17 protein-coding genes are annotated in these 21,420 nt (G+C 41.0%); 10 read left to right on the top strand and 7 right to left on the bottom strand.

All coding sequences use genetic code 11. The features are described 5' to 3' along the window. Positions 1 to 31 precede the first annotated feature (31 nt). A complete protein-coding gene (locus tag V7K49_RS23305) occupies positions 32 to 3,148 on the top strand; it encodes a CHAT domain-containing protein (RefSeq protein WP_335207707.1) in 3,117 nt (1,038 codons plus the stop codon). 27 nt (positions 3,149 to 3,175) lie between these two features. Here V7K49_RS23305 and V7K49_RS23300 read toward each other — a convergent pair whose 3' ends face one another. Together V7K49_RS23300 and V7K49_RS23295 are read right to left on the bottom strand one after the other, a co-directional pair. Then, a complete protein-coding gene (locus V7K49_RS23300; RefSeq protein WP_335207741.1) occupies positions 3,176 to 3,631 on the bottom strand; it encodes a DUF29 domain-containing protein in 456 nt (151 codons plus the stop codon). Positions 3,632 to 3,796: 165 nt separating this feature from the next. Beyond that, positions 3,797 to 4,393, bottom strand: a complete 597-nt coding sequence (locus tag V7K49_RS23295) for a glyoxalase-like domain protein (protein ID WP_273766740.1) — start codon at positions 4,391 to 4,393, stop codon at positions 3,797 to 3,799. Positions 4,394 to 4,589: 196 nt separating this feature from the next. Here V7K49_RS23295 and V7K49_RS23290 point away from each other — a divergent pair, with 196 nt between their 5' ends. Both V7K49_RS23290 and V7K49_RS23285 read left to right on the top strand, forming a co-directional pair. Next, the gene (locus V7K49_RS23290; protein ID WP_334873190.1) at positions 4,590 to 5,219 is read left to right on the top strand and encodes a sigma-70 family RNA polymerase sigma factor; all 630 of its coding nucleotides are present in this window, start codon (positions 4,590 to 4,592) and stop codon (positions 5,217 to 5,219) included. Positions 5,220 to 5,317: 98 nt separating this feature from the next. After that, positions 5,318 to 6,445 carry a tetratricopeptide repeat protein gene (locus tag V7K49_RS23285; RefSeq protein WP_335207705.1) on the top strand — a complete coding sequence of 376 codons (1,128 nt, stop codon included), beginning with the start codon at positions 5,318 to 5,320 and terminating at the stop codon, positions 6,443 to 6,445. Between the two features lie 280 nt (positions 6,446 to 6,725). Here the strand turns inward: V7K49_RS23285 and V7K49_RS23280 are convergent, their stop codons facing one another. Together V7K49_RS23280 and V7K49_RS23275 are read right to left on the bottom strand one after the other, a co-directional pair. Continuing rightward, positions 6,726 to 7,439: a hypothetical protein gene (locus tag V7K49_RS23280; RefSeq protein WP_335207704.1), complete on the bottom strand. Its 714-nt coding sequence runs from the start codon at positions 7,437 to 7,439 to the stop codon at positions 6,726 to 6,728. A gap of 157 nt (positions 7,440 to 7,596) precedes the next feature. Continuing rightward, positions 7,597 to 9,072 (bottom strand): sensor histidine kinase, encoded by a 1,476-nt coding sequence (locus V7K49_RS23275; RefSeq protein WP_335207703.1) that lies wholly within the window; start codon positions 9,070 to 9,072, stop codon positions 7,597 to 7,599. A gap of 491 nt (positions 9,073 to 9,563) precedes the next feature. Between V7K49_RS23275 and ppk1 the strand changes: the two genes are divergently transcribed. Together ppk1 and V7K49_RS23265 are read left to right on the top strand one after the other, a co-directional pair. Continuing rightward, on the top strand, positions 9,564 to 11,735 hold the full coding sequence (gene ppk1 / locus V7K49_RS23270; RefSeq protein WP_335207702.1) for a polyphosphate kinase 1: 2,172 nt from the start codon (positions 9,564 to 9,566) through the stop codon (positions 11,733 to 11,735). Positions 11,736 to 11,932: 197 nt separating this feature from the next. Further along, a complete protein-coding gene (locus tag V7K49_RS23265) occupies positions 11,933 to 12,349 on the top strand; it encodes a response regulator (protein ID WP_335207701.1) in 417 nt (138 codons plus the stop codon). Between the two features lie 129 nt (positions 12,350 to 12,478). Here V7K49_RS23265 and V7K49_RS23260 read toward each other — a convergent pair whose 3' ends face one another. Continuing rightward, positions 12,479 to 12,652: a hypothetical protein gene (locus V7K49_RS23260; RefSeq protein ID WP_334873199.1), complete on the bottom strand. Its 174-nt coding sequence runs from the start codon at positions 12,650 to 12,652 to the stop codon at positions 12,479 to 12,481. A gap of 601 nt (positions 12,653 to 13,253) precedes the next feature. Here V7K49_RS23260 and V7K49_RS23255 point away from each other — a divergent pair. Beyond that, positions 13,254 to 13,823 (top strand): DUF2854 domain-containing protein, encoded by a 570-nt coding sequence (locus V7K49_RS23255; RefSeq protein WP_334873201.1) that lies wholly within the window; start codon positions 13,254 to 13,256, stop codon positions 13,821 to 13,823. Between the two features lie 579 nt (positions 13,824 to 14,402). On the opposite strand, the gene V7K49_RS23250 is transcribed toward V7K49_RS23255, so the two are convergent. Next, a complete protein-coding gene (locus V7K49_RS23250) occupies positions 14,403 to 14,663 on the bottom strand; it encodes a chlororespiratory reduction protein 7 (RefSeq protein ID WP_334873203.1) in 261 nt (86 codons plus the stop codon). Positions 14,664 to 15,280: 617 nt separating this feature from the next. Here V7K49_RS23250 and V7K49_RS23245 point away from each other — a divergent pair. Both V7K49_RS23245 and V7K49_RS23240 read left to right on the top strand, forming a co-directional pair. Next, positions 15,281 to 15,475, top strand: a complete 195-nt coding sequence (locus V7K49_RS23245) for a hypothetical protein (RefSeq protein ID WP_334873205.1) — start codon at positions 15,281 to 15,283, stop codon at positions 15,473 to 15,475. Then, positions 15,469 to 16,497, top strand: coding sequence for a PleD family two-component system response regulator (locus tag V7K49_RS23240; RefSeq protein ID WP_334873208.1), 1,029 nt, complete (start codon positions 15,469 to 15,471; stop codon positions 16,495 to 16,497). The genes V7K49_RS23245 and V7K49_RS23240 overlap by 7 nt, the downstream gene beginning before the upstream one ends. A gap of 240 nt (positions 16,498 to 16,737) precedes the next feature. Here the strand turns inward: V7K49_RS23240 and V7K49_RS23235 are convergent, their stop codons facing one another. Next, positions 16,738 to 17,943: a histidine kinase gene (locus V7K49_RS23235; RefSeq protein WP_335207700.1), complete on the bottom strand. Its 1,206-nt coding sequence runs from the start codon at positions 17,941 to 17,943 to the stop codon at positions 16,738 to 16,740. Positions 17,944 to 18,523: 580 nt separating this feature from the next. Here V7K49_RS23235 and V7K49_RS23230 point away from each other — a divergent pair. Both V7K49_RS23230 and V7K49_RS23225 read left to right on the top strand, forming a co-directional pair. Continuing rightward, complete coding sequence (locus tag V7K49_RS23230; protein WP_334873212.1) at positions 18,524 to 18,712, top strand: hypothetical protein; 189 nt, start codon at positions 18,524 to 18,526, stop codon at positions 18,710 to 18,712. A gap of 1,003 nt (positions 18,713 to 19,715) precedes the next feature. Then, a complete protein-coding gene (locus V7K49_RS23225; protein ID WP_335207699.1) occupies positions 19,716 to 21,110 on the top strand; it encodes an S-layer homology domain-containing protein in 1,395 nt (464 codons plus the stop codon). Positions 21,111 to 21,420 lie beyond the last annotated feature (310 nt).

The following is a 21,420-nucleotide window of genomic DNA, read 5'->3' as shown; positions in this document are numbered from 1 at the left end:
TCAAACATTACTAAGTATTGTTAAAATTAATATGAAAAAAGAATTTGGCAATGAAGAAAATGAGCAGCTTCTAAAAACATACTTAAGTATCATTGAAGAAATTTTAACTTGTCAAACTGGAGAAGAACGATATATATTGATGGCTAATCAGGAATTGATTATTGATGATCAATTCCTAAATTTACTTTACAAATGTGCTGATATTCTTTTAGAAGAAGGAGATAATCAAAAGGCGGCTTATTTATATGAAATGGCTGAAAAAGTATCTATTGAGATTTCCAGTAAATTCTTAAATACAGCATTACAAGCAACTTTAAATAGCACGGGCGACCTTAAAGCAATTTATCCCCTTTTAGAAGCAAATTTAGATAAACTGGATAAAAGACTTATTATTTTATTGGAAAATTGGAAAATATCTATTTTACCTGAATTAACATTTGATGAAGCAGCAGAAACAGCAGCAGCAATTATTGACTTTAGTAAGCGTCTTAGAGAGTTTCCATTAGGTAATAAATCTGACAACATAGAAATCGCCCTCGTGTGTTGCCAAGTAGGACAAACTGTATTTACTTCAACTACTTACTCAGAAATATGGGGATTAGCACAAACTATACTGGCATATCTTTACTGGGAACGTATAGAAGAAGATAGAGCGCAAAATCTAGAAACTTCTATTAATTTATGTCAAGAAGCTTTAAAAATTCGTAGTTATGAAACTGATCCACAAAACTGGGCAGAAGTACAAAATATTATAGGACTTACCTATCGAGATCGCATACGTGACGATAAAGCCGAAAATCTAGAAGTTTCTATTATTCACCTAAAAAACGCTTTACAGGTTTTTAATATTACAGAAAATTCCGAACAATGGGCTTGGGCGCAGCATAATTTAGCAACAGTTTACTCTCAACGTTTTTATGGTGATCGGGATGAGAATATTCAAGATTCTATAACTTGCTCAAAAAAAGCTATGCAAGTTTTTACTCGTCAGGCTTTTCCTGAATACTGGGCTAGAACTCAAATGAATTTAGGAAATGCCTATCTCAAGAAAGAAGCTGATAATCGGAGCAAGACTCAGGATATTGCTATAAAATGCTATAAAAACGCTTTACGAATTTTAACCCCAGAAAATTATCCTGAATATTGGGCTTTAGTTAATAATAATTTGGGGATAGTCTATGCAGGATATATTGATGGAAATGAGAACAATAATTTTGAAAAAGCTATAATCTGCTACGAAAAAGCTTTACAAGTTTTTACTCGTCAAAGCTTTCCTGAAAAATGGGCAATGACCAAAATTAATTTATGTAATATATACTATAAAAAAGGTCTAATCCAAGAAGTAATCAAATCTTCGCTTTTACTACTAGAGATATATACACCCACTTCTTTCCCCTTTTATTGTTTAGCTGCTGGGCGACATTTAGGTAATGCTGCTTCTAGTGCTGGACTTTGGCCAATAGCTATGGATGGCTATTGTATAGCAATTGATGCCCTTGAGCAAAAACGTAATTGGGAAAAGTCAGAATTTAATCGCCAAAAGACACTTGAAGATTTTATTGGCATTTACGAAAGTATGGTGCAAGCTTGCATCAACGCTGGACAAATAGAAAAAGCCTTTGAATATTCAGAGCGATCGCGTTCCAAACGCCTGGTAGACTTAATGGCAAGCTACAACCTCTCTCAGGGTGAAGAAATCCCCCCAGCAGTCAAAGAGTTATTGCAGCAGTATGAAGAACTGCAACAAGAAATTGACCAAGAACGCCAATACCATAAATCTGGAAATAGCCGTAGTGACACACGCGCTATTTGGGAAGAACGCAATCAAAAAATCGTATCTTTAGAAACCCAAAAACAACAAGTTTGGGAAAAACTCAGACGTGAAGATCCCGTATTAGCTGGCGAAATTCAAGTAAACCCCCTCAGCTTGTCAGAAATTCAAAAGCTAATTAACCAGCCCAATACAGCTATCCTCAGTTTCTACACTACCAACAGCGACACCCATATTTTTGTCGTGCAGCAAAACCAAATTAATCTCCATACCTGCACAGGACAAGGGTTAGAGACGTTGCAAGGCTGGATTAACCAGAATTGGTTATTGCCTTATATGAATGATCCCAAAAAATGGGAAACTCAAATTAACAGTATTCTCCGTGAATTAGCTGAACGCCTGCAAATACCTGAACTCATATCTCAACACCTTCAAGGAATAGAAGAATTAATTTTAGTACCTCACCTGTTACTGCATCAGATTCCCTTCGCTGCTTTGCCTACAGGAGAATATCAGGAGTATTTAGGAGATAAATTTCTGATTCGTTACACCCCAAGCTGCCAAATTTTAGAATTTTGTCAACAACGCGATAATGTAGGGATATTTAATGAAATATCTCTACAATATGGAACTGTAGAAGATGCTGAAGATAACCTTCTCTGTGCTAGATTTGAAGGCGAAAAACTCGCCCAAATGTACAACATTCCACCAGAAAACAGATTAATTGGCAGCAGTCAAGGCACTTGTAATAACTATCGGCAATTAGCAAAAAAAGTTAATGTACTCCATTCCTGCCACCATGCCCAATCTTGCCTCAATAATCCTTTAGAATCTTATTTAAAATTAGCGGATGGTGATATTACTTTGGGGGAATTGATGACACCAAGCTGGCGTTTACCTCAACTTGTAGAAGTGTTTCTTTCTTGCTGCGAAACTAATTTAGGTACTCCTTCCCTAACTGATGATATTCTTACTCTCTCCACAGGATTTTTGTGTGCTGGTGCTAGAAGTGTAGTTAGTACTCTGTGGTCAGTCAATGATTTAGCCACAGGATTATTTTCCATTTTTTACTACCAGCAGCGACAAGAAGGTAAAAACCGTCCTGAAGCATTACAGCAAGCCCAAATTAAGCTACGGGAATTTACAAAAGTAGACCTAAAGAAAATATTCCAGGAAGTAGAAGCAAGGGAAAAAGAACTGATAGGAGATAGAAAGAAATATCCTTTAGATTCTATCGAACATCAACAATGGAAGTGTGAATATAATATGTATACTAAATTGAACAGACGAATTCAAGAAATCGAAAACTCTACTCAGCAATCCCCCTTTTCAGATCCTTATTACTGGGCTGCTTTTATTTGCCACGGTTTACGGTGATAAAAGAGTATGGGGTAATTACTCGCTCTACTCATCAACCTGATTCGGATTTGGTAAGAATTCAGGATTTAGAGTTTCGCCTAAAGTGTAAGGGCAGATTTCTTGAAAAACTTGCTCACCCAACTCAGTCTCTCGAATCGCCAAAGCCAAACCTAGTTCATAAACAGTCAGGAAAACTTCATCTAGATAGGGTTTCAAACTAGGGCTATCTTGCAGAAGCAGCTTAATTTGAACACGTTGCTCTCGAATTGTACCCAACCAGCTATTGCTACGTTTTTCGGGTTTAAATTGCCATTTCAGTAAGTGTCCTAGCAATACTCCCAAACGATTTCTCAATTCTTGGCGTTCTCTTCTACCCAAAGTTTCAATTTCTTCAATCAGGTTAACAGTATCTAATTGATCCCACTGTTGAATTTTGAGCAAGCTAACCTGCTCTTGAGTCCAAGTATAGAAATCTGTTTCATACAGATGAGATGTGTACATCTTTTCAACGGTCATAAGCTTTTATTTAGCAAAACCCCATAATCACTTTAAATAATCAATGGTAGCGCGATCGCCTCACCTGCTATATAAAAAATATTGGGTGGTGCGATGCCTACGGCAGCAAGCTACGCACCACCCAACCTCAAATAATCTAAAATCTAATGACTAATTCGCTACCTCTGCTACTTCAATAACGCGCCCTTCATAGTCCTTGACCAAAAAATTCAGGGGCTTGTGGTTGCGAATCTTCAATTTCAAACCGCGCATTTCGACTCGCATTAAAATCATTTCTAGGCAGTCATGGTCAAAGCAAACGTGGCGTTGCTGATTTTTGCTACCTAAACTCGCGCCAGTAATAATGTGTAACTGGGTATTTTTCTTTAATTGATACCACAGCCCATCTGTGGCATTATTCATCATTTTGCTAGACAAGCTCGGCCCAGTAGACATATATAGTGGATCAATGCCAGTTGCGCCTATAGTTTGTTCGTAGTTGTAGTAATAGTGCAAGGGCACCTCAGCTGCTGGCAAATCTAGCAGTCCTTCATACAACTGTCGGGCAATCTCCAAATCCGACACCATTACAGTGTGTACTTTTGGGGCACTGGTGAGGAACATCCACATTGCGCCAGCGTAAGCTGCTAGCAGCATCACCATAATGCCTTGGGTGGAGAACAGGCTATCTAAGGGCAGGGAAGGGAGAAAGGAGCCTAAGGTAAGGGGACTGAGCAGGAACGATATCACACTAACTGCTATAACCATGAACAAATAAGGATTCTATAAGGGAGCCGATTTTATGATTGTCGATTAAGACTAAAATTAAGTCTTTGTTTCTAGTTTATCAATACTCTAGTAGTCTGAGTCTGGGCTACAAACTGGGCAACACCAAGATATTATGCGATTAACTACGGGAGTGCAATTCCCAAAACTATTTTAACAACTATCAACTCAAAGACTTGTGCAAATTCCTCATTTTCCCGAAGCTAATCACCCACTGGTGAAGTCGCTGTTCCATCACAGTGACGATGAACTACTGACTCTGTTTCAGCGCTATCCAGATGCCGGAAAGTACTTTACGGTGATTTTTTGCCGCTATAGTCCCATAGTGTATACCTTAATTCGGCATTCAGCGCGATCGCCTGTGCAAGCAGATTATCTGTTTGCCCTCACCTGGCGACATATCTACTACGAACTCGGTGGACTAAATTTAACCGACTCTGAATTAGATGAGGAAGCCTTAACCATGCAAAATTGGTTAATTAATATGACAGCTTTCTGTATTAACGAGATTAAGCTACCACCCACAGAAGCAATTCATTATTCTCTTCAAACAACTTCGCCGCCATTATGGTGCTATGTACAACAGGCATTAGACCAATTACCAGCTGTTTTACGATTGATGGTGTTAATGGCTCAAACTTTCCACTGGAGCGAAACTAGAATCGCCGCCTATTTGCAAGCCGAAGGAGAAGCGATCGCTCCTAGGGAAGTAGCCAATTCTCTCCAGGAAGGCTATCGTATGCTAGAGGACAAATTACCCACAGATATTCGCACTATTTACTTTGGGGAAGATTTAGTCCAATCTTAGCTTAAGTATAAACGCGTATATTAATTGTCTTGAATTTAATCATTTAAAACTTCTTCTTAGACCTTCTACTTAAACCCGCAACTTTACGGGTAAGTTTTATGAAACAATGGCTTGTATTTCCAAGGCAAAAGGTAAACTTAGTTGGTGTAGATAAGCCAGTGCGTTGCTCTGGTCAAGAGAGTTGTAGCAACTGGCGGGCGATTTCTCGGACTCAGATACTTTTACACAGCTTTTTACTGTTTACTTTTTTGCTGAGTCCCATAGCTGCGGGTGCGGTTGATATTACGCAACAACTCCACCGCTCTTTAAATAGTTCCGTTGGGCGACAATCAAGAGATGAAGCAGACAGCTTGCTGAGTATCGGTGAACAACAATACGCCTCAGGATATGCCGATAAAACAATTGCGTCTTGCTTGCGGGCACTGGAACTATATCACTTAATTGGCGATCTCAAAGCAGAAGGTCTGACTTACAATTTGCTTGCTAAGGCTTATGTCCAGCTTGGTAGTTTAAAAGAGGTGGAAGATTCTTTACGGCGAGGATTAGCGATCGCTCGTGATACTCAAGACTTCCAAGCTCAGATTTTTGTGCTGAATAATATCGGTACATTTTTCCTGCAACAAGGAGAATCTGCTGCTGCTAGTAAAACAGTTGAAGATGCACTCGCAATTGCTCACGGTGTCAAAAATATTGAAGGAGAAGGACTATCTTTGAGTAATTTGGGTCTGGTAGCAGCCAGATTAGGAGATTATAACAAGGCGATTAAATTGTATGAAAATGCTTTAATTTTCCGCCGTCAGACTGGCGATGCGATCGGTGAAGCAAATACCTTGAATAATTTAGGTGATGCCTACTTAGCATCTGGAAATTATCAGGATACGATTGCCACTTATGGTACAGCAATGCAGATAGCTAAAACTAACCGCGATCGCACTAATGAATTACGGGCAATTGACGGTTTAGTGAAAGCTCACAGTGCTGTCGGACGTTACGAACGGGCCTTTGACTTGCTAGAGCAACGTTTAACACTCGCTAAAGAATTGCAAAATTTGCGAGAAGAATTAAAATCTTTTGAGTCTTATGCTCAATTATACAAGCAGCAAGGTAATTACCTCACTGCCCGCAATTTTTACGAAAGGGCGATTATACTGGCGCGGACATTGGAAGACAGCAAACAAGAAGTGCAATTGCTCGATCAGCTAACTAAAATGCTTCAGATGAAGTAGGAGTTAGGAGTCATTCAATTTTAGATTTTGGGTCGCACCTTTGGTGCGCTGACAGCGTAACTTGGATTTTCGATTGAAGAGAAATCTAAAATTGGCAGAATTAGGACTGAAGAGTTGTTTAACTATTAACTCCTCACTCTTTGATTAACGTGAGTTCGACGGCTCATGTGGTGTTCGCCTAACGAAAGACCTCTCCCTAGTTTTACTACGCAAAACCCTCCCTCTCCGACTCGGAGAGGGACAGATTTGTCAGGGAGAGGTTCATCGAACTCACGTTTCATTAATTCAAGAAGACAGAACCGTTTCGTTCAATTCTCATAGTACTTCTGCCTTGAGTTGCATCCGTCGCTTCCTTAAATGTAACTTCTAAGCTTCCTGGCTCTGAAGAGGGTTGTGGAGTCACAGTCAACTGTCCGCCATCTTGTCGTTCAAATGTCACCGTTGTTGGTACCTTTAGACCTTGCAGTGTTACATCTGACTTACCTTGTAGCGATCGCGGTGCCGTATCACCAATCACTTGGAAAGTTACTTTAGCCGCAGTCTCATTTACCAACCTGATATTAACTATACCATTTGCTAGGGCAATCGTAGCACTGGGGGTTTGCCGTGGTTGTAGTAGTTGTGGTTGATCGTTGGAAACCGCGCCTGGTGAGGGCTGTTGAGTTTGTTCGCTAGGAACTGGAGGTGGCGTTGTGACACCTGATTCTGGAGCTTCACCGCCGACACTCAATCTTGTTTGCTCTGGTGATGGGGTAGCAGGGACGGGAAGAAGCCCTTGAGCAGCTAGTCTTTTAGTTCGGGCATTAGGAGGACATCCCGGCGGCACCACAACCTGATTATTATGTGGTTCTTCGTAGAAAATTCTCGGACAAGGGTTAACCTTGGGAGGAGACTGCTGTCCTACTACTTGAGGAATTACTGGCAGACTAATCAGTAATCCCCCACAAATAGCACCAAATAACTCAGCCGACTTGCGAAAATTTTGAGATTTCATATTCTTTGTGGACTCCTAGAAAAACACTTATTTTTTTTAATAGTTTTTAAACAGCAAATTTAATGCGGCTAAATACTGCAATTGTTATTATATAAAAATCTAGTTAATTTATTTACTTTTCTACATCTATCACAAGAAACAAATATTTCTTGCCGAATTAAGACTCAAGAGTTATTGGTAAAGTGACAGTAAACGTAGTGCCAATGCCTTGGATACTTTCAACTTGAATATGACCCTGATGATGTTCGACAATAGCTTGAGCGATCGCTAATCCCAATCCTGAACCAGTCGCACTGGCTGTAGCTGTATTCCCAGTTGGATGAGTCCGTGCCGGATCTACCCGATAAAAGCGGTCAAACAAGCGTGGTAGTGCTTCTGCTGGAATTCCAACTCCGGTATCACTCACTTTCACTTGCAACTGGGCACTCGTGTAACGTAGTCCAGAAACGCGATTTATTCCCTCTATCCGCGCCAATCCCACTTTCACCCGTCCACCTGCTGGAGTGTAATGTAAGGCATTAGCAATTAAATTTGTGAACAGCCGCACCAGTTGATCCCAATTACCCATAAGCGTAAACCAATTTTCCAGTAATTCGGGGCTTGTTTCTGAGGCGGGGGGGTCAACTAAATCTAGAGAAAGGGTAATTTCTTTTTCAGGGACTAACAATTCTTGTTCTTCAACCACTTCCATCAGCAAGGCATCCAGCGGACAAGGTGAAAAAATATCTTTGCTAATACCACTATCCTGCCGTGCTAGAAATAGTAAGTCATTGACTAACTTTCCCAAACGCTGCGTTAACCGTTCCACCACCTTTAACTGTTGCCGATACTGCATAGAAGTAGTTGCTTCTGTCTCTGCTAAATCCAAGTCAGCAAGGGCAACTTGCACATTTGTTTGAATCAAAGTAATGGGACTTCTAAGTTCGTGGGAAGCATCAGCAGTAAATTGTTTGAGGCGTTGATAAGACTCACCTACAGGTTCCATCGCTTTACCCGAAAGAAACCAGCCACTTGCGCCTACAGAAAGCACCATCAACCCAATACCTAGCGCCAAATCAAAAATTAACTGGCGACTGGGTTTAGTGACTTCAAACCAGGGATGACTAACACGCAGATATCCTAATACCTGCCGTCCTACTTGTACGCGTTGAGTGATTTGCCGCAATAACAGTGGTGAATTTTTAGTCAGAAGTGAGGAGTTAGGAGTCAGGAATTTTGAATTTTCACTCTCTCCCTTGACTACGCGCACAGTTTCACCAGTGCGGTTGGCATGAATGGGAATATTTAAGGGTTCGGATAGCGTTGACCAAAGTAATTCACCTGTCGGACTAAACCATTCTAGGTCGATGTGGTCATCTTCTCCGGTGTCGTTATTGTCACGAAAACTGGCTTCTAAATTAATGCGAAATTTATCTACATCAGGATTAATTGGCTCAAATATAAGCGTAGATGCACAACGGCTTGTTGTGAGACAACGCTCGACTATTTCCACTACATGGTTAAGGGTATCATCAATTCGCTCAATCAGTGTACTACGGACGTATAAATAAACGCCACTGGCAAACAGTAGTAGTAATACAGCAGTGACGGCAGTGTACCAAAGAGCAAGACGGCGGCGAGTAGCCTGAAACATAATTATGAGTTGTAAATCTTCGTGCTTCTAAAACAAATATGCCAGTAACGATGTTTTGTAAATTTATATTTTAGTCAACAGTAATAGTATTTAAAAATATAAGGCGATTTTGATTGAATGCAATAATTTTACTGATGTCTATTAATGGTATAATGCGTGTTTTAAAAACTTGCTTTTTATATTAATCAGACATATCAATGAAGTAAAAAAAGTTCTCTGTATGGATTTGCTCTGCATTTTTTTAAAACCTCTAACCATACCACAAAATAATTTTGCCAGAGGTCTAATGTATGAGCGATCGCTTCAGCGTAATCCTCAAGCCCCATTTAACGGCAGCATCCCAATGTAAGCAAATTTACCAAAATCGTTAAAAGTCAATTGCGAATGAAGCGTAAATTATGTTTTTACAGATTTGGGATGCTCCCCATTTAACTTACTATGTTTATTGTCCCCCAGCTAAATGGGCCACATCTGCCTGTCCTTAGGTCATTATGGCAAAATCTAAGAAAAGCGCTACCCCTATCAATCTCAACGATCCACAATATTATCTTAACCGAGAGTTAAGCTGGTTAGAATTTAATGGCAGGGTGTTACATGAAGCCTGTGACGATCGCACGCCTCTTCTCGAACGCCTCAAGTTTTTGGCAATATTCAACTCTAATTTGGATGAGTTTTTCATGGTGCGTGTTGCTGGTTTAAAGCAACAAGTAGAGGCAAAAGTCAGCCTGTTAACTCCCGATGGTCGGACACCACAACAACAGCTAGATGATATTAGGTCTAGCCTGATTCCTCATGTAAAGAAACAGCATCAACATTTTGAGCAAGTACTTCGTCCCCTACTAGTAAATCATGGCATCCATATCCTGGATTACATAGATTTAAATCAAAAACAGCGGACTCATCTCAACAGTTATTTTGAGGAACAAGTCTTTCCAGTTTTGACTCCTTTGGCTGTTGATCCCAGTCATCCCTTTCCTTTTATTTCTAATCTCAGTCTGAATCTGGCTGTTGTGGTCAAAAACCCAGACACCGAAGAAGAATTCTTTGCCAGAGTTAAAGTCCCCAGTGTTCTGCCACGATTTTTACCGATACCGCCTGAATTGGGAGATCAAAACAAGGAAAAACCTGCCCACTGGACTGGAGTCCCTTTAGAACAAGCGATCGCTCATAACTTGGAATCTCTATTTCCAGGGATGAATATTCAAGAATATCATCCGTTCCGCATTACCCGTGATGCTGATTTGGTCTTAGAAGAAGATGAAGCAGATGATTTGTTGTTAGCCATCGAACAGGAATTGCGAAAACGGCGGCTAGGTGGGAGTCCAGTCCGGCTAGAAATTCAGTCCCAAACTCCCGAAATAGTGCGATCGCGATTATTACATGATTTGGAATTAACAGAAAGTGATTTTTATGAAGTAGATGGTCTTTTGGGTCTACGGGATTTAATGTATTTTATGGCATTACCATTGCCGGAACTCAAAGATCCACCACGCCAATCTGTTGTACCATTACGCCTACAAAGGCTGAGGGAACCGAGTTTAAACCCAGATTCATTGGAGACGGACGAAGGAAAAGACTTTTTTGCTGTGATTCGGGAAAAGGATTTGCTAGTACACCATCCCTATCAATCCTTTACGGCTACAGTGGTGCGCTTTATTACCCATGCTGCCTACGACCCGAATGTGTTAGCCATCAAGATGACTCTTTACCGGACTTCTGGCGACTCACCCATCGTCAACGCTTTAATTGCCGCTGCCGAAAATGGCAAACAGGTATCCGTGCTGGTGGAATTAAAGGCGCGATTTGATGAGGAGAATAATATTTACTGGGCAAAACGACTAGAAAGAGTTGGAGTTCATGTTGTCTATGGTTTAGTGGGACTAAAAACCCACAGTAAAACCGTCATGGTGGTACGGCGGGAAAAAGACCGGATACGTCGCTACGTGCATATTGGCACAGGTAACTATAACCAGAAAACGGCACGGCTGTATACAGATTTGGGATTGTTTAGTTGCCGTGAAGAATTGGCTGCTGACATCACAGATTTATTTAATTTCTTGACAGGATACTCCCTGCAAAAGTCTTATCGAGAGTTGCTGGTTGCGCCTGTGAATATGCGCGATCGCTTTTTGGCACTAATTCACCGCGAAATCGAAAATGTTCAAAATGGATTTTCTGGACGGATTGTTGCCAAAATGAATGCCTTAGTCGATCCGCAAATCATCGCCACTTTATATGAAGCTTCCCGCGCCGGAGTGCAAATCGACTTAATTATCAGAGGTGTTTGCTGTTTGCGCCCAGGACTCAAAGACATTAGTGAAAACATTCGCATAATCAGCATTGTCGGTCGCTTTTTAGAACATTCTCGGATTTTTTATTTTCATAACAATACACAAGAGGAAATCTATATTGGCAGTGCCGACTGGATGCGCCGCAACTTAGATCGCCGAGTGGAAGTAATTACCCCAGTGAAAGACCCTGATATTGCAAAAGATTTGCAAGAAATTATGGGAATTATGCTCGCAGATAATCGCCAAGCTTGGGAATTACAAGCTGATGGCACTTACATTCAACGCCGTCCCTATGATGATTCTCCAGAAGCTAATTCACAAAAAATTCTCATGAATATGGCATTACGCGCAACTGGTGTAGCCTCAACCTGATTGATTAAAAATCAGTTATTTTTATCTTGACAACTAACTCAACTTAGTTTTTTTTAGAAAACTTTAATTTTTTGAGAAGTTATCTAAGTTGTTTGTCATGGGTTCACACAAGTTATTCAACCATAGGATAGAGAAGTGCTGGCAGTTGTTCCCATAAACTGGAGACATTATTCTAAATAAAATTGTCTTTTTCCTAAATGTTAATGTTATCCTGTGAGCTTTCTACCTTGCGTGTTCTAGTAGTTGATGACCACGAACTGACTCGTTTAACCTTACAATTAGTTTTTTCTTGCCAGGAAAATATTCAAGTAGTAGGTTTAGCTAGTAATGGTGAAGAAGCTATAGAAATGGTTAAACGTTGCCATCCAGACGTAATTGTTCTAGATTTACAGATGCCAGTCATGGATGGCTGGAGTGCGTCTAGTCACATTAAAGCTATATCTCCGAACACCCAGATCCTTGCTTACTCCTCAGTGGAAGATGTAAATTTTCAGGGGACAAAGGCAATGTCTAGCTTTGATCACGTTTGCAAGAAAGATGTACCTACAAGCGAACTTATTGTCTTAGTTAGGCAGTTAGGTCAGCGTGCAGGAGATGGTTCAGTTGCAGGATAAATAATACAGCTATGTTGCTTTGCCAACTCCGGCTTAGTTCAATTCTGGGGATTTGAGGAAATGATCCTACTGAGGAGCGTCGGTATAGCCTGAAGTTGACGGTTAGACCGACGCAGTTTTTGATAATTTCTACTGTACCGGAATGGTGCGTCTAAATTCATCAATTAATTCATCCAGTTCTTCCAAAGCCTGATTTACATCAACTCTCAAAGTTCCCAGGTTTGGTTGCTCCAGTAGACTTAACAGGTACTCGCGCTTACTTTGAACTGCGACAATTCGTTGTTTTATAGTCTGTACATCCATTATTTTTTCCCTTATTTAACTACCTTTAAATTTAAAGTTAACTCAAAATCCAACATTCTGGGGCACTATACGCCCTTAGTAGTCCACTACACTAACTTTCCTCCCTTAGAAACTCTCCGTGTCTGGTGTACCTCTACTCAAAAGCCAGCTAGCAAGAACGTCTCTGATGGGAGAAACCAAGCCAGAAGCTCTTGACTACGAATTTTAGATAAAAGATTTTAGATAAAATATTTTTTGGTTCATGCCCCGCCCCGCACAACTCTTGGAGACGCTAACGCGAACGTGCCTCTCTTGCTAGCTTGCTTCTCCTACGGAGTACGTGGCCGGAACAAATCCAAAATTCTCAATTTAAAATTCGGCTTGCCCCATACCCTTGTGGTCGGAGTCAATCCAAAATCCAAAATCCAAAATCCAAAATCCAAAATCCAAAATCCAAAATCCAAAATCCAAAATTGATTGACTTCTCTTTGTGTCAGTCTTAACCTGGCAATTTTGAGTTGGTTGAATATTACCACCTGGGGACGATGTTCTTCCCTAATTTGTTACTCATAGCCGATGATAATAAAACTGAGGTATTCAGACTTTATACTAATTTTTGCTCATGCTACGCCAAATCTCTTTGGGAACACTCGGTTTAACTATCGGTGGCATATTAACCATCATTGGCTTCGTCGCCTATGCTGGTAATAATGCCACACTCAATCTTGTTGGATTTTTTTACGGGATTCCTCTGTTGTTAGGAGGGCTAGCGCTAAAAGCTAATGAACTTAAGCCAGTACCATTTAGCCAAAATACATCACCGTCAGCATTGATACTGCGCCAGCAGCAAGCAACTGATACTCAAAATAAAATTCGCAAAGACATCACCCGATATTGCTACGGTCAAGATGCTCATCTAGATACAACACTTTCTTTTCTGGGTTTGAGTCCCACAGACCAGGAACGACCAACAGTCACAGGGTTGCGAGAAACAGAAGTTAATCACAACTATGCCCTAATTTTGGAATTTGATTCTCCGCTAATACCAATTGATGTGTGGCAAAAAAAGCAGGAAAAAATGACCAACTATTTTGGACCTGGATTGGAGATTCAAATAACGCAGCCATCTGAAAATACAATTGAGCTAGCACTGATCAATACTAAAAAAGAGTCACTAGTCAGTAGTCAATAGTCAAGAACAAAAATTATCCTTACCCAAACGCCATACCTTTATGGCTTGTCGTTACCCACATTTATGTAACAGTCAAAGTGCTGTGCTAATTGACATCCCACCCATAACTTAAATTCTGGACTAATAGCTTTTGTTCACTAAGCGTGAACTTCAATTTTCACTTTCACAAAAGATGTCCATATACATCGCTTAAAATCTTGTATTTAGTTCTCTTGAGAGGAATGCAAGCTATTAGCTTCAGAATTTATTTCAAGGCGGGATAACAACGAAGTGGAAGATTTATTTGATATTGGTAATGACAAGGTTTTTAAATATAGGGTTTCTCCCCTGCTTCCTCCGTTCGCGCAGTGTCTTCCGTCAGGAGAAGTTCTGATGCCTGCGGTGGTCACTGAGCGGCTGGTGAGTGCAACTTGTACTGAGCGACTTGTACCGAGCGAACTTGTGCCGAGGTAAGCCGAAGTAGTCGAACCATGCCTGCGGCAGGCTACACCAACGGATAACGCAGCGTTAGGGAGTCATTGAGCATCGGAAGCTACTTCTTCGTTAACTCCTTTTCTACTTAACAACTGAATCAAAAAGTTACTTTTCTAAACGAACTGCATACCACTGTAAATATTGCCCAGGTCCAACATCTAATTCGCAGCTGGTGTCGATTAAATATTGTGCTTGAGCTTCCACAGAATCAAACTTTTGCAAGTCAGGCGGCAAATCTTGAATTATGAGTTGTTGGAGAGTTTTTTTGAGCTTTTCTAATAACTCTGATTGTGTCAGAAATTGTTCTGGCTGATTTGTTTCTAGAACAACAAAATGATCCTGCTGATACATTAATGAGTCTGGCATTTTAAAGATTTAGCAAACGTAAATAAGTTTTGATTTTTTTATAAAAACTTCTGGTTGTTTGTGTCGTCAAAAAGATAGCGGTTTTATCTGCTGTCTATGAACCAATTATAGGGTTTATTTGTTAAAGATATTTTTTTTAGTATAGCTATATTCAATATAACCTTAACAACTAAATTGCTGTCTTTCTGAAGAAACAACCTATTTTTTAATATAACTAGCTATACTGAATCGAATTAAAGGAAAATTTTTACTTAATTTATTAACTCAGAATGACTTGAGAATTAAGCTGAGTGCAAAGCTTAACTTAATCTTATGTAATTATACTAAACCTCTGCAAGCCTTGCGAATAGACTAAATAAATTTAAGTCAGGTGATATTAGTCTTTAGTATTAGCTATCTTCTGAGCACGCTTTGGCAATTGCTTTGCCCTGTCTCACTAGGTTTCTAGGTTTCTAAACTAACTACAGAACTAAATAATTAAGGTGTGCATTTGAAATTTTCCAAAAAATCGCAATTTGACTTTAACAATAGGGAAATATAAAAGTAACATTTCCTCCCATAACCATAGGCGAACGAAAAGGTAACAATTGCCTTCGTGTTCCAATTATAGATTGTCTATGCAACTTAGTTATCTACCGCTTGCTTGGCTCACTAACATTGAGCAGTCTAGTGTCAAAAAACAGTTGATTGTGAAGCCCGACACACCTTTGCCGCAAATCCTGGCATTGATGAAAAGAGCGATCGCCGCCATGCGATCGAGTTGCACAGCCTTTTTTAGGATAGTCCCGCAAGTGGAAGGCAACTCATGTTAGGCATAAGCCCATTTTCTAATTCTAAGCAGCAACCACCACTGATTTTAGTGGCTGATGATGACAAGAGCGTTCGAGTATTCTTGCGTAAAGCTATGGAAAAAGAAGGTTATCGAGTGATCGAGGTAAATGATGGTAAGCAATGTTTAGATGCTTACGAGACTATCAAACCAGATATAGTTTTGCTAGATGCTGTAATGCCTGTGATGGATGGCTTTACCTGCTGTGAGCACTTGCTCCAAATTGCCAAAAATAATTTAAAATCAGCCGTTGAAACCTTTGAGACGGACTCGACCCTTAACAATACTGTGATCCCCAAGATATGGGAGCACACTCCCATATTGATGATCACATGCTTGGACGATGAGGAATCCGTAAACCGTGCTTTTGACGCAGGGGCGACTGATTATGTCACTAAGCCAATTCACTTGCCTGTATTGCGCCGTCGGTTGCGCGGACTGCTACGGCAAGCGCAAGTATACAAACAATTAGAGGCAGCAAACCAAGCTTTGGAGCATCTTGCCTATGTAGATGGCTTAACTGAGTTGGCTAATCGTCGCCGCTTTGACAATTATCTCAATACTCAGTGGATTAATCTGGTACAAAAGGAATCTCCCTTGTCAATGATTTTGGGTGATATCGACTTTTTTAAATTTTATAACGATAGATATGGCCATCCTGCTGGGGATATCTGTTTACAAAAGGTGGGTGCTGTCTTAAGCCTTAAAGCACAAAAGCATCAGGATTTAGTAGCGCGTTATGGTGGCGAAGAATTTGCTGTGATTATGCCATACACCCCTGCATCTGGCGCAGTTCACATTGCCGAACTGATACAAGCGGGAATCAAAGATTTGCAAATCGTTCATGACGGGTCTGTAGTGAGTCAGTATGTCACCCTCAGTATGGGCGTAGCAACTGTTGTCCCCACTTGGGAATCCTCACCTTCAGATTTGATTGTGCAGGCAGATAAAGCACTCTACCAAGCTAAGACCGGGGGGCGCGATCGCTTTGTCTCAAGTTCTTAGTTCTGCTTTGACCGAAAAAAAAGGATACAAGCCCCTAAATTTCTTTATGGGGATTATTAATTTTGACTTTTGACTTTTGACTTTTGACTTCCCCGAAGGGGCTGACCAATGCCCAATACAACTCTTGGAGAGGCTGCGCCAACGGCTTACCTCGACTTCGCCCAACTCTTGGAGAGGCTGCGCCAACGACGCTGCTCAGGCTAAACTCGGTACAAGTTGCTCAGTACAAGTGCCCAATCCCTAAGAAGGATAAACTGGCAGTGTGAAGTGGAACCATGCTCCATTATTGGGGACAGAGTCTACCCAAATTTGACCATAATGTGCCAGGATGATGCGTTGGCATAAACAAAGACCAATGCCATAACCTTCTGTACCTTCATCGCGTTGCAGGCGGAAGTGGTTTTCAAAGATGCGATCGCGATTCTCTACAGGAATACCAGGTCCAGTATCGCCAATACTAAACTGAACTTTTTGGGTAGTACGGTGCAATCCGGCAACACTAATCTTGCCACCTTCTGGGGTGTATTTGATGGCATTATCCAACAAATTTACTAGCACTTGGCGGATGCGTTCTGGGTCAGCATATACATATGGCAAGTCATAGGGGATATCTGTTTCTACCTCTTGGCATTTGGCGGTGTAGCGATCGCACAATTCTTCTAATACATTTAAGCACAGTTTTCCTAACTGTAGCTTTTGTGGTATGATGGGAAATTCTGTATCTTTTCCACGACCTACCTGTAAAAGGTCGGCAATCATCCGGTCAATAATCTTAGTTTGATTACGGGCTTGTTTTAATAAATGTACCGTCATCGATGGTTTGAGGCGCTGGAATTCCCCTTTCTCTAAATTGTAGTTAGATTGGAGAGTTTCTATGGCGATCGCGACAGCAGTTAAGGGATTGCGGAGATCGTGTGCCAGCATAGCAATCACCCGGTCTTTAAACTGTAGCTGCTCTTGGAGGTTATCTTTTTCCTGTTTCAAGCGAAAAATTTCGTCTGAGAGTCGGATTAGTTCAGCAGAAACAGCAACTGAATGGATAGTGGATTTGGGTGATGTCGCCCTAGCGTTGTCCTCTATACGTTCTTGCAAGTCTTCCTGTAATTTTAAGTAAGCGTCTACAGCGGCTTGCCAGCGAGGCCACCAGTTTTTCAATTGTGCTACTATATTACTCCCAGCTAAAATCTGTCGTGGTTCCGGATGGATTTTGATTAAAGCTGGCGTTGCGATCAATTTAAAGTGTTCTGCTAAGTAAGGTTGTTGTCCAATATCGATAATTTGAACTTCAAAAGTATACTCAGCCTGTAATTCTTTTAAGTAAGCACGTATTCGCTGCACCTGTTGTCGGGACTTTGGGCGTTCATCGACAAACAGTAACAGTTGGAGTGGAGCCTCAGAATAAATAGGCTGATCCTGGGAAACTTGCATGTAATCGTGTTTCAGCACTGGTAACAACCTGGCGACGTTTTACAGAAAGTAAAATTGACTGACGGTTGTCGATGGTCGTTGTTTTTTGTTCATTCATACTCCGATTAGATCTGCGTTTTTGACATCAGACATATCTTTTTCAGCCTTTTGCCCCTTTTTGGCTAACTTCATCTCCAAGAAACACCTTTGCCCTTGAATAATATAAGTCTTAATTTGCCCTGAATCAAAAATATTCGCCAGAACCAGCAGGTGAAAGGTTTAATACTATGTCAAATTGCCTAGTGGAGCAGCATGTCAATTTGATTACTCGCCTTGAACTAGTGATCACTGTACCAAACGCAGATGCTAATTGTATCTAATCTATCAGGAAGCTGTTAACTGTTCAGACCAAGTTTGTAGAGGGTTTTCTCAACCGCCAGTGCATCCGATGAAGTGTCTTTTTTGCCTCTACCCAATCATTAGTAGGATTAGGAAAACAGCCATAGCTGACTATGTACTGCCTCTATAACTTGCAAAGCGCACCCTGGATCCAGCCTTTCCTCAAAGAACCCCTGCCCTATCCCAGAAGAACAGGAGATGGATTACCTGAGATAAAGCTTTGGATAACATAAAGGCGATGCCTACGGCGGTAAACTACGCACTTTTAGAGTCAGCACTCACTGCTTTCGAGGCTGCCAAGAAACTCGTGGCTACAGTACAAGTAGCACTTTCCCTAGAAAATCAATTTGATATTAGGGAAACTGCTGCGACACTTGACTACTTTGCCTATGAACCCAGTCGCCAATAAGCACAAACTTACGCCGCTAAGTTCCTGGAATTGCTTAACATTGGCATTTTCCACCTATTGCCTTATTCAGCTTACCATCGTCAGATGAATAATCTCCAGAATCGATTGTAAGCGAACGTTAGCGAACTTGATCTATTCCCTTGCTTGGGTGAGGCTAAGGGGGGCTTTAGTCCTAGTCTATCACTTCAGTTGCTTGGCGATCACATTACAACTACTGCATCTGGAAGGAGCTTAAAGCTTTTGCTAGCTATGCTGTTCTTTGGCGAGTTCTCAATCAGTTATCCACTCTGCCAACTGAATATTTCCACAACTATCTAAAAAATTGATTCTCAATCTAGTGCTTTGGCAAGGCAACAATTTCAGCGCTCAAATCAAGGACTAAAGTCCCGACTACGAACTGATTCACCCATCCAACTTGGTGTGGTGAACTACTAACTTTGAGGAGCCAAATTATAAAATTCTTATCTAGCAAGTATTTCAGGTTTATTTCTGTTTTTTTTCCCAAGTGTTAGTTTGCCAGAATTTTAGGGAACTCTATAAATAAGCATGGGAATTATCAAAACCTAATGGCTGTAAAACAAAGACAATACGGTAGCTTTTGCTACCGTTTACTCATTTTTAGAGATAGGGCTTAGTTGACATTTAAATAAACAAACTTATAGCAGTCCTAAATCATTTGTAAAAATAAATTAACCGCAGAGGCAATAGAGTTGCCAGTGCGTTGGGCGGGTTCCCCGACTTGAAGCAACTGGCGCAGAGCAGAGAGAGGAATCGGACATTTTTACGACTCATTTAGGATTGCTATAGCAGATATCATCATCTTCACCAAGAGAGACATTTACCAAGAGGACGTGGTGAGTTGGTAGTGTCTTTTGGTGATATGAAGAGGCACAGAGGCAGAGGAAATGGGGTTTTATTCAATATTCCAGTCCCTAATGCCCTATGCCCATTTAATGAACAGTCTGCGCTAGGGTAGGAATTGAAACTCAATTAGTGATTTCCTGTGCTTCCCTGTAAACGTCCAGCTGTATTTCTAATTTGGGCTGTTCTACTGACTTCGTTAACAGCCTGTGCTAACAGTCCAGTCGCCAAAAACCTTGAGCAATCTTTGGCGGCAGATCCTAAGCTGCAAAGCAATCCAGTTGTCTTTGGAGAATCTCAGGGTAACCAACCACAAGCACAGCAAAACGAATCAACAGTTCAGTTACCATCTGATTTTCCCAAAGATATTCCACTATATTCCAATGCCAAACTACAGGAAGTTACACCTGCTAGCGGCTCAGAAAACAGAGTCTCAACTCGTTGGTTAAGTTCTGACCCCAGTAACTTTATTGCTAGCTTTTATAGTAGCCAGTTTCAAACAAATAACTGGCAGATTTTGCAACAGCCAACAAATAATGCGGCAGATGTCTTTGAAGCACGTCGTAACGATTTGCTGTTGAAGGTTTCCATTCAGCCTAAATCAGTTACTAACGCCACACCTAATCAACCCCAAACAGCCACTGAATTACTGATTGAGTACGTACCGAATAGTACCGCTACGGCACAGCCTACCCCAACTACAAATCTTAACGAAACTACTAACGCCATTCCCCAACCAGGAGAGCCACAGTTCATTGGGCCGATACCACCCGCAAACTTGGCAGTACAGCCACCAAGTACGGCTAATAACCAAACAACTCCTACAGCCACACCCGAATCTCAGGAATTCAACGATCTCAATAAGATACCGCAAGAATGGCGGCAACACATCCAAGACTTGGCTGCATTAGGTGTTTTATCCATAGAGCCAAAGGCAACTAAGAGCAACTCTATTACCACAACTAACCAGTTTGAACCCGGTAAAATCGTTACACATCGGGAATACGCCCGTTGGCTAATTGCTGCTAACAATGCTATGTATCCCAGCAATCCAGCTAAACAAATTCGCTTGGCATCAGAAAGTACTCAACCAGCTTTTAGTGATGTGTCCGCAAAAGACCCTGATTTTCCAGCAATTCAGGGATTAGCCGAGGCTGGATTAATTCCCAGTCCTTTGTCTGGAGATTCTACAGTAGTTTTGTTTCGTCCTGATGCACCTCTAACTCGGGAGGCGTTGCTGCTGTGGAAATTACCCCTAGATACTCGCCAAGCTTTACCCTCTGCTAACTTAGATGCGGTTAAACAAACCTGGGGTTTCCAAGACGCAGCGCGAATTGACCCCAAGGCTTTAAGAGCAGTGTTGGTTGATTACCAAAATAGCGAACAATCGAATATTCGGCGGGTATTTGGTTATACGACTCTGTTTCAACCTAAAAAACCAGTAACTCGGGCTGAGGCTGCTACAGCTTTGTGGTATTTCGGCACTCAGGGTGAGGGTGTATCGGCTGCTGAGGCTTTGAAATTAAAGCGAAGTTAAAGCGATGTCTACGAAGGGTTACGCAATTCTCTTGCGCTAAGTTGATAGCCAGCCTACATAAAAGTGGGCAATTCCATCTTTAGTATGGAAACTTTGTTATTTCTTTTTAATACACCTATTTTTATCAAGAAAATGTAAATCTAAGTATTTACAGCGTTTTTACCTGTGTTTGATGAATTTTTAAGGCATAGTTAGGTATAATAACGCAAATTAACTCATTAAATATGCCTGGTTTTGAAGTAACTGAAGAAAAGACTAGTTGTCATATTGCCCCTTGATTACTTTTAAACAGATTAAAAAATACCACAGG

The organism is Nostoc sp., assembly GCF_036919675.1.
In the GTDB taxonomy this organism is placed as follows: domain Bacteria; phylum Cyanobacteriota; class Cyanobacteriia; order Cyanobacteriales; family Nostocaceae; genus Nostoc.
Note: the sequence above shows the minus strand (reverse complement) of the source record. Positions and strands in the feature narration are given on the sequence as shown.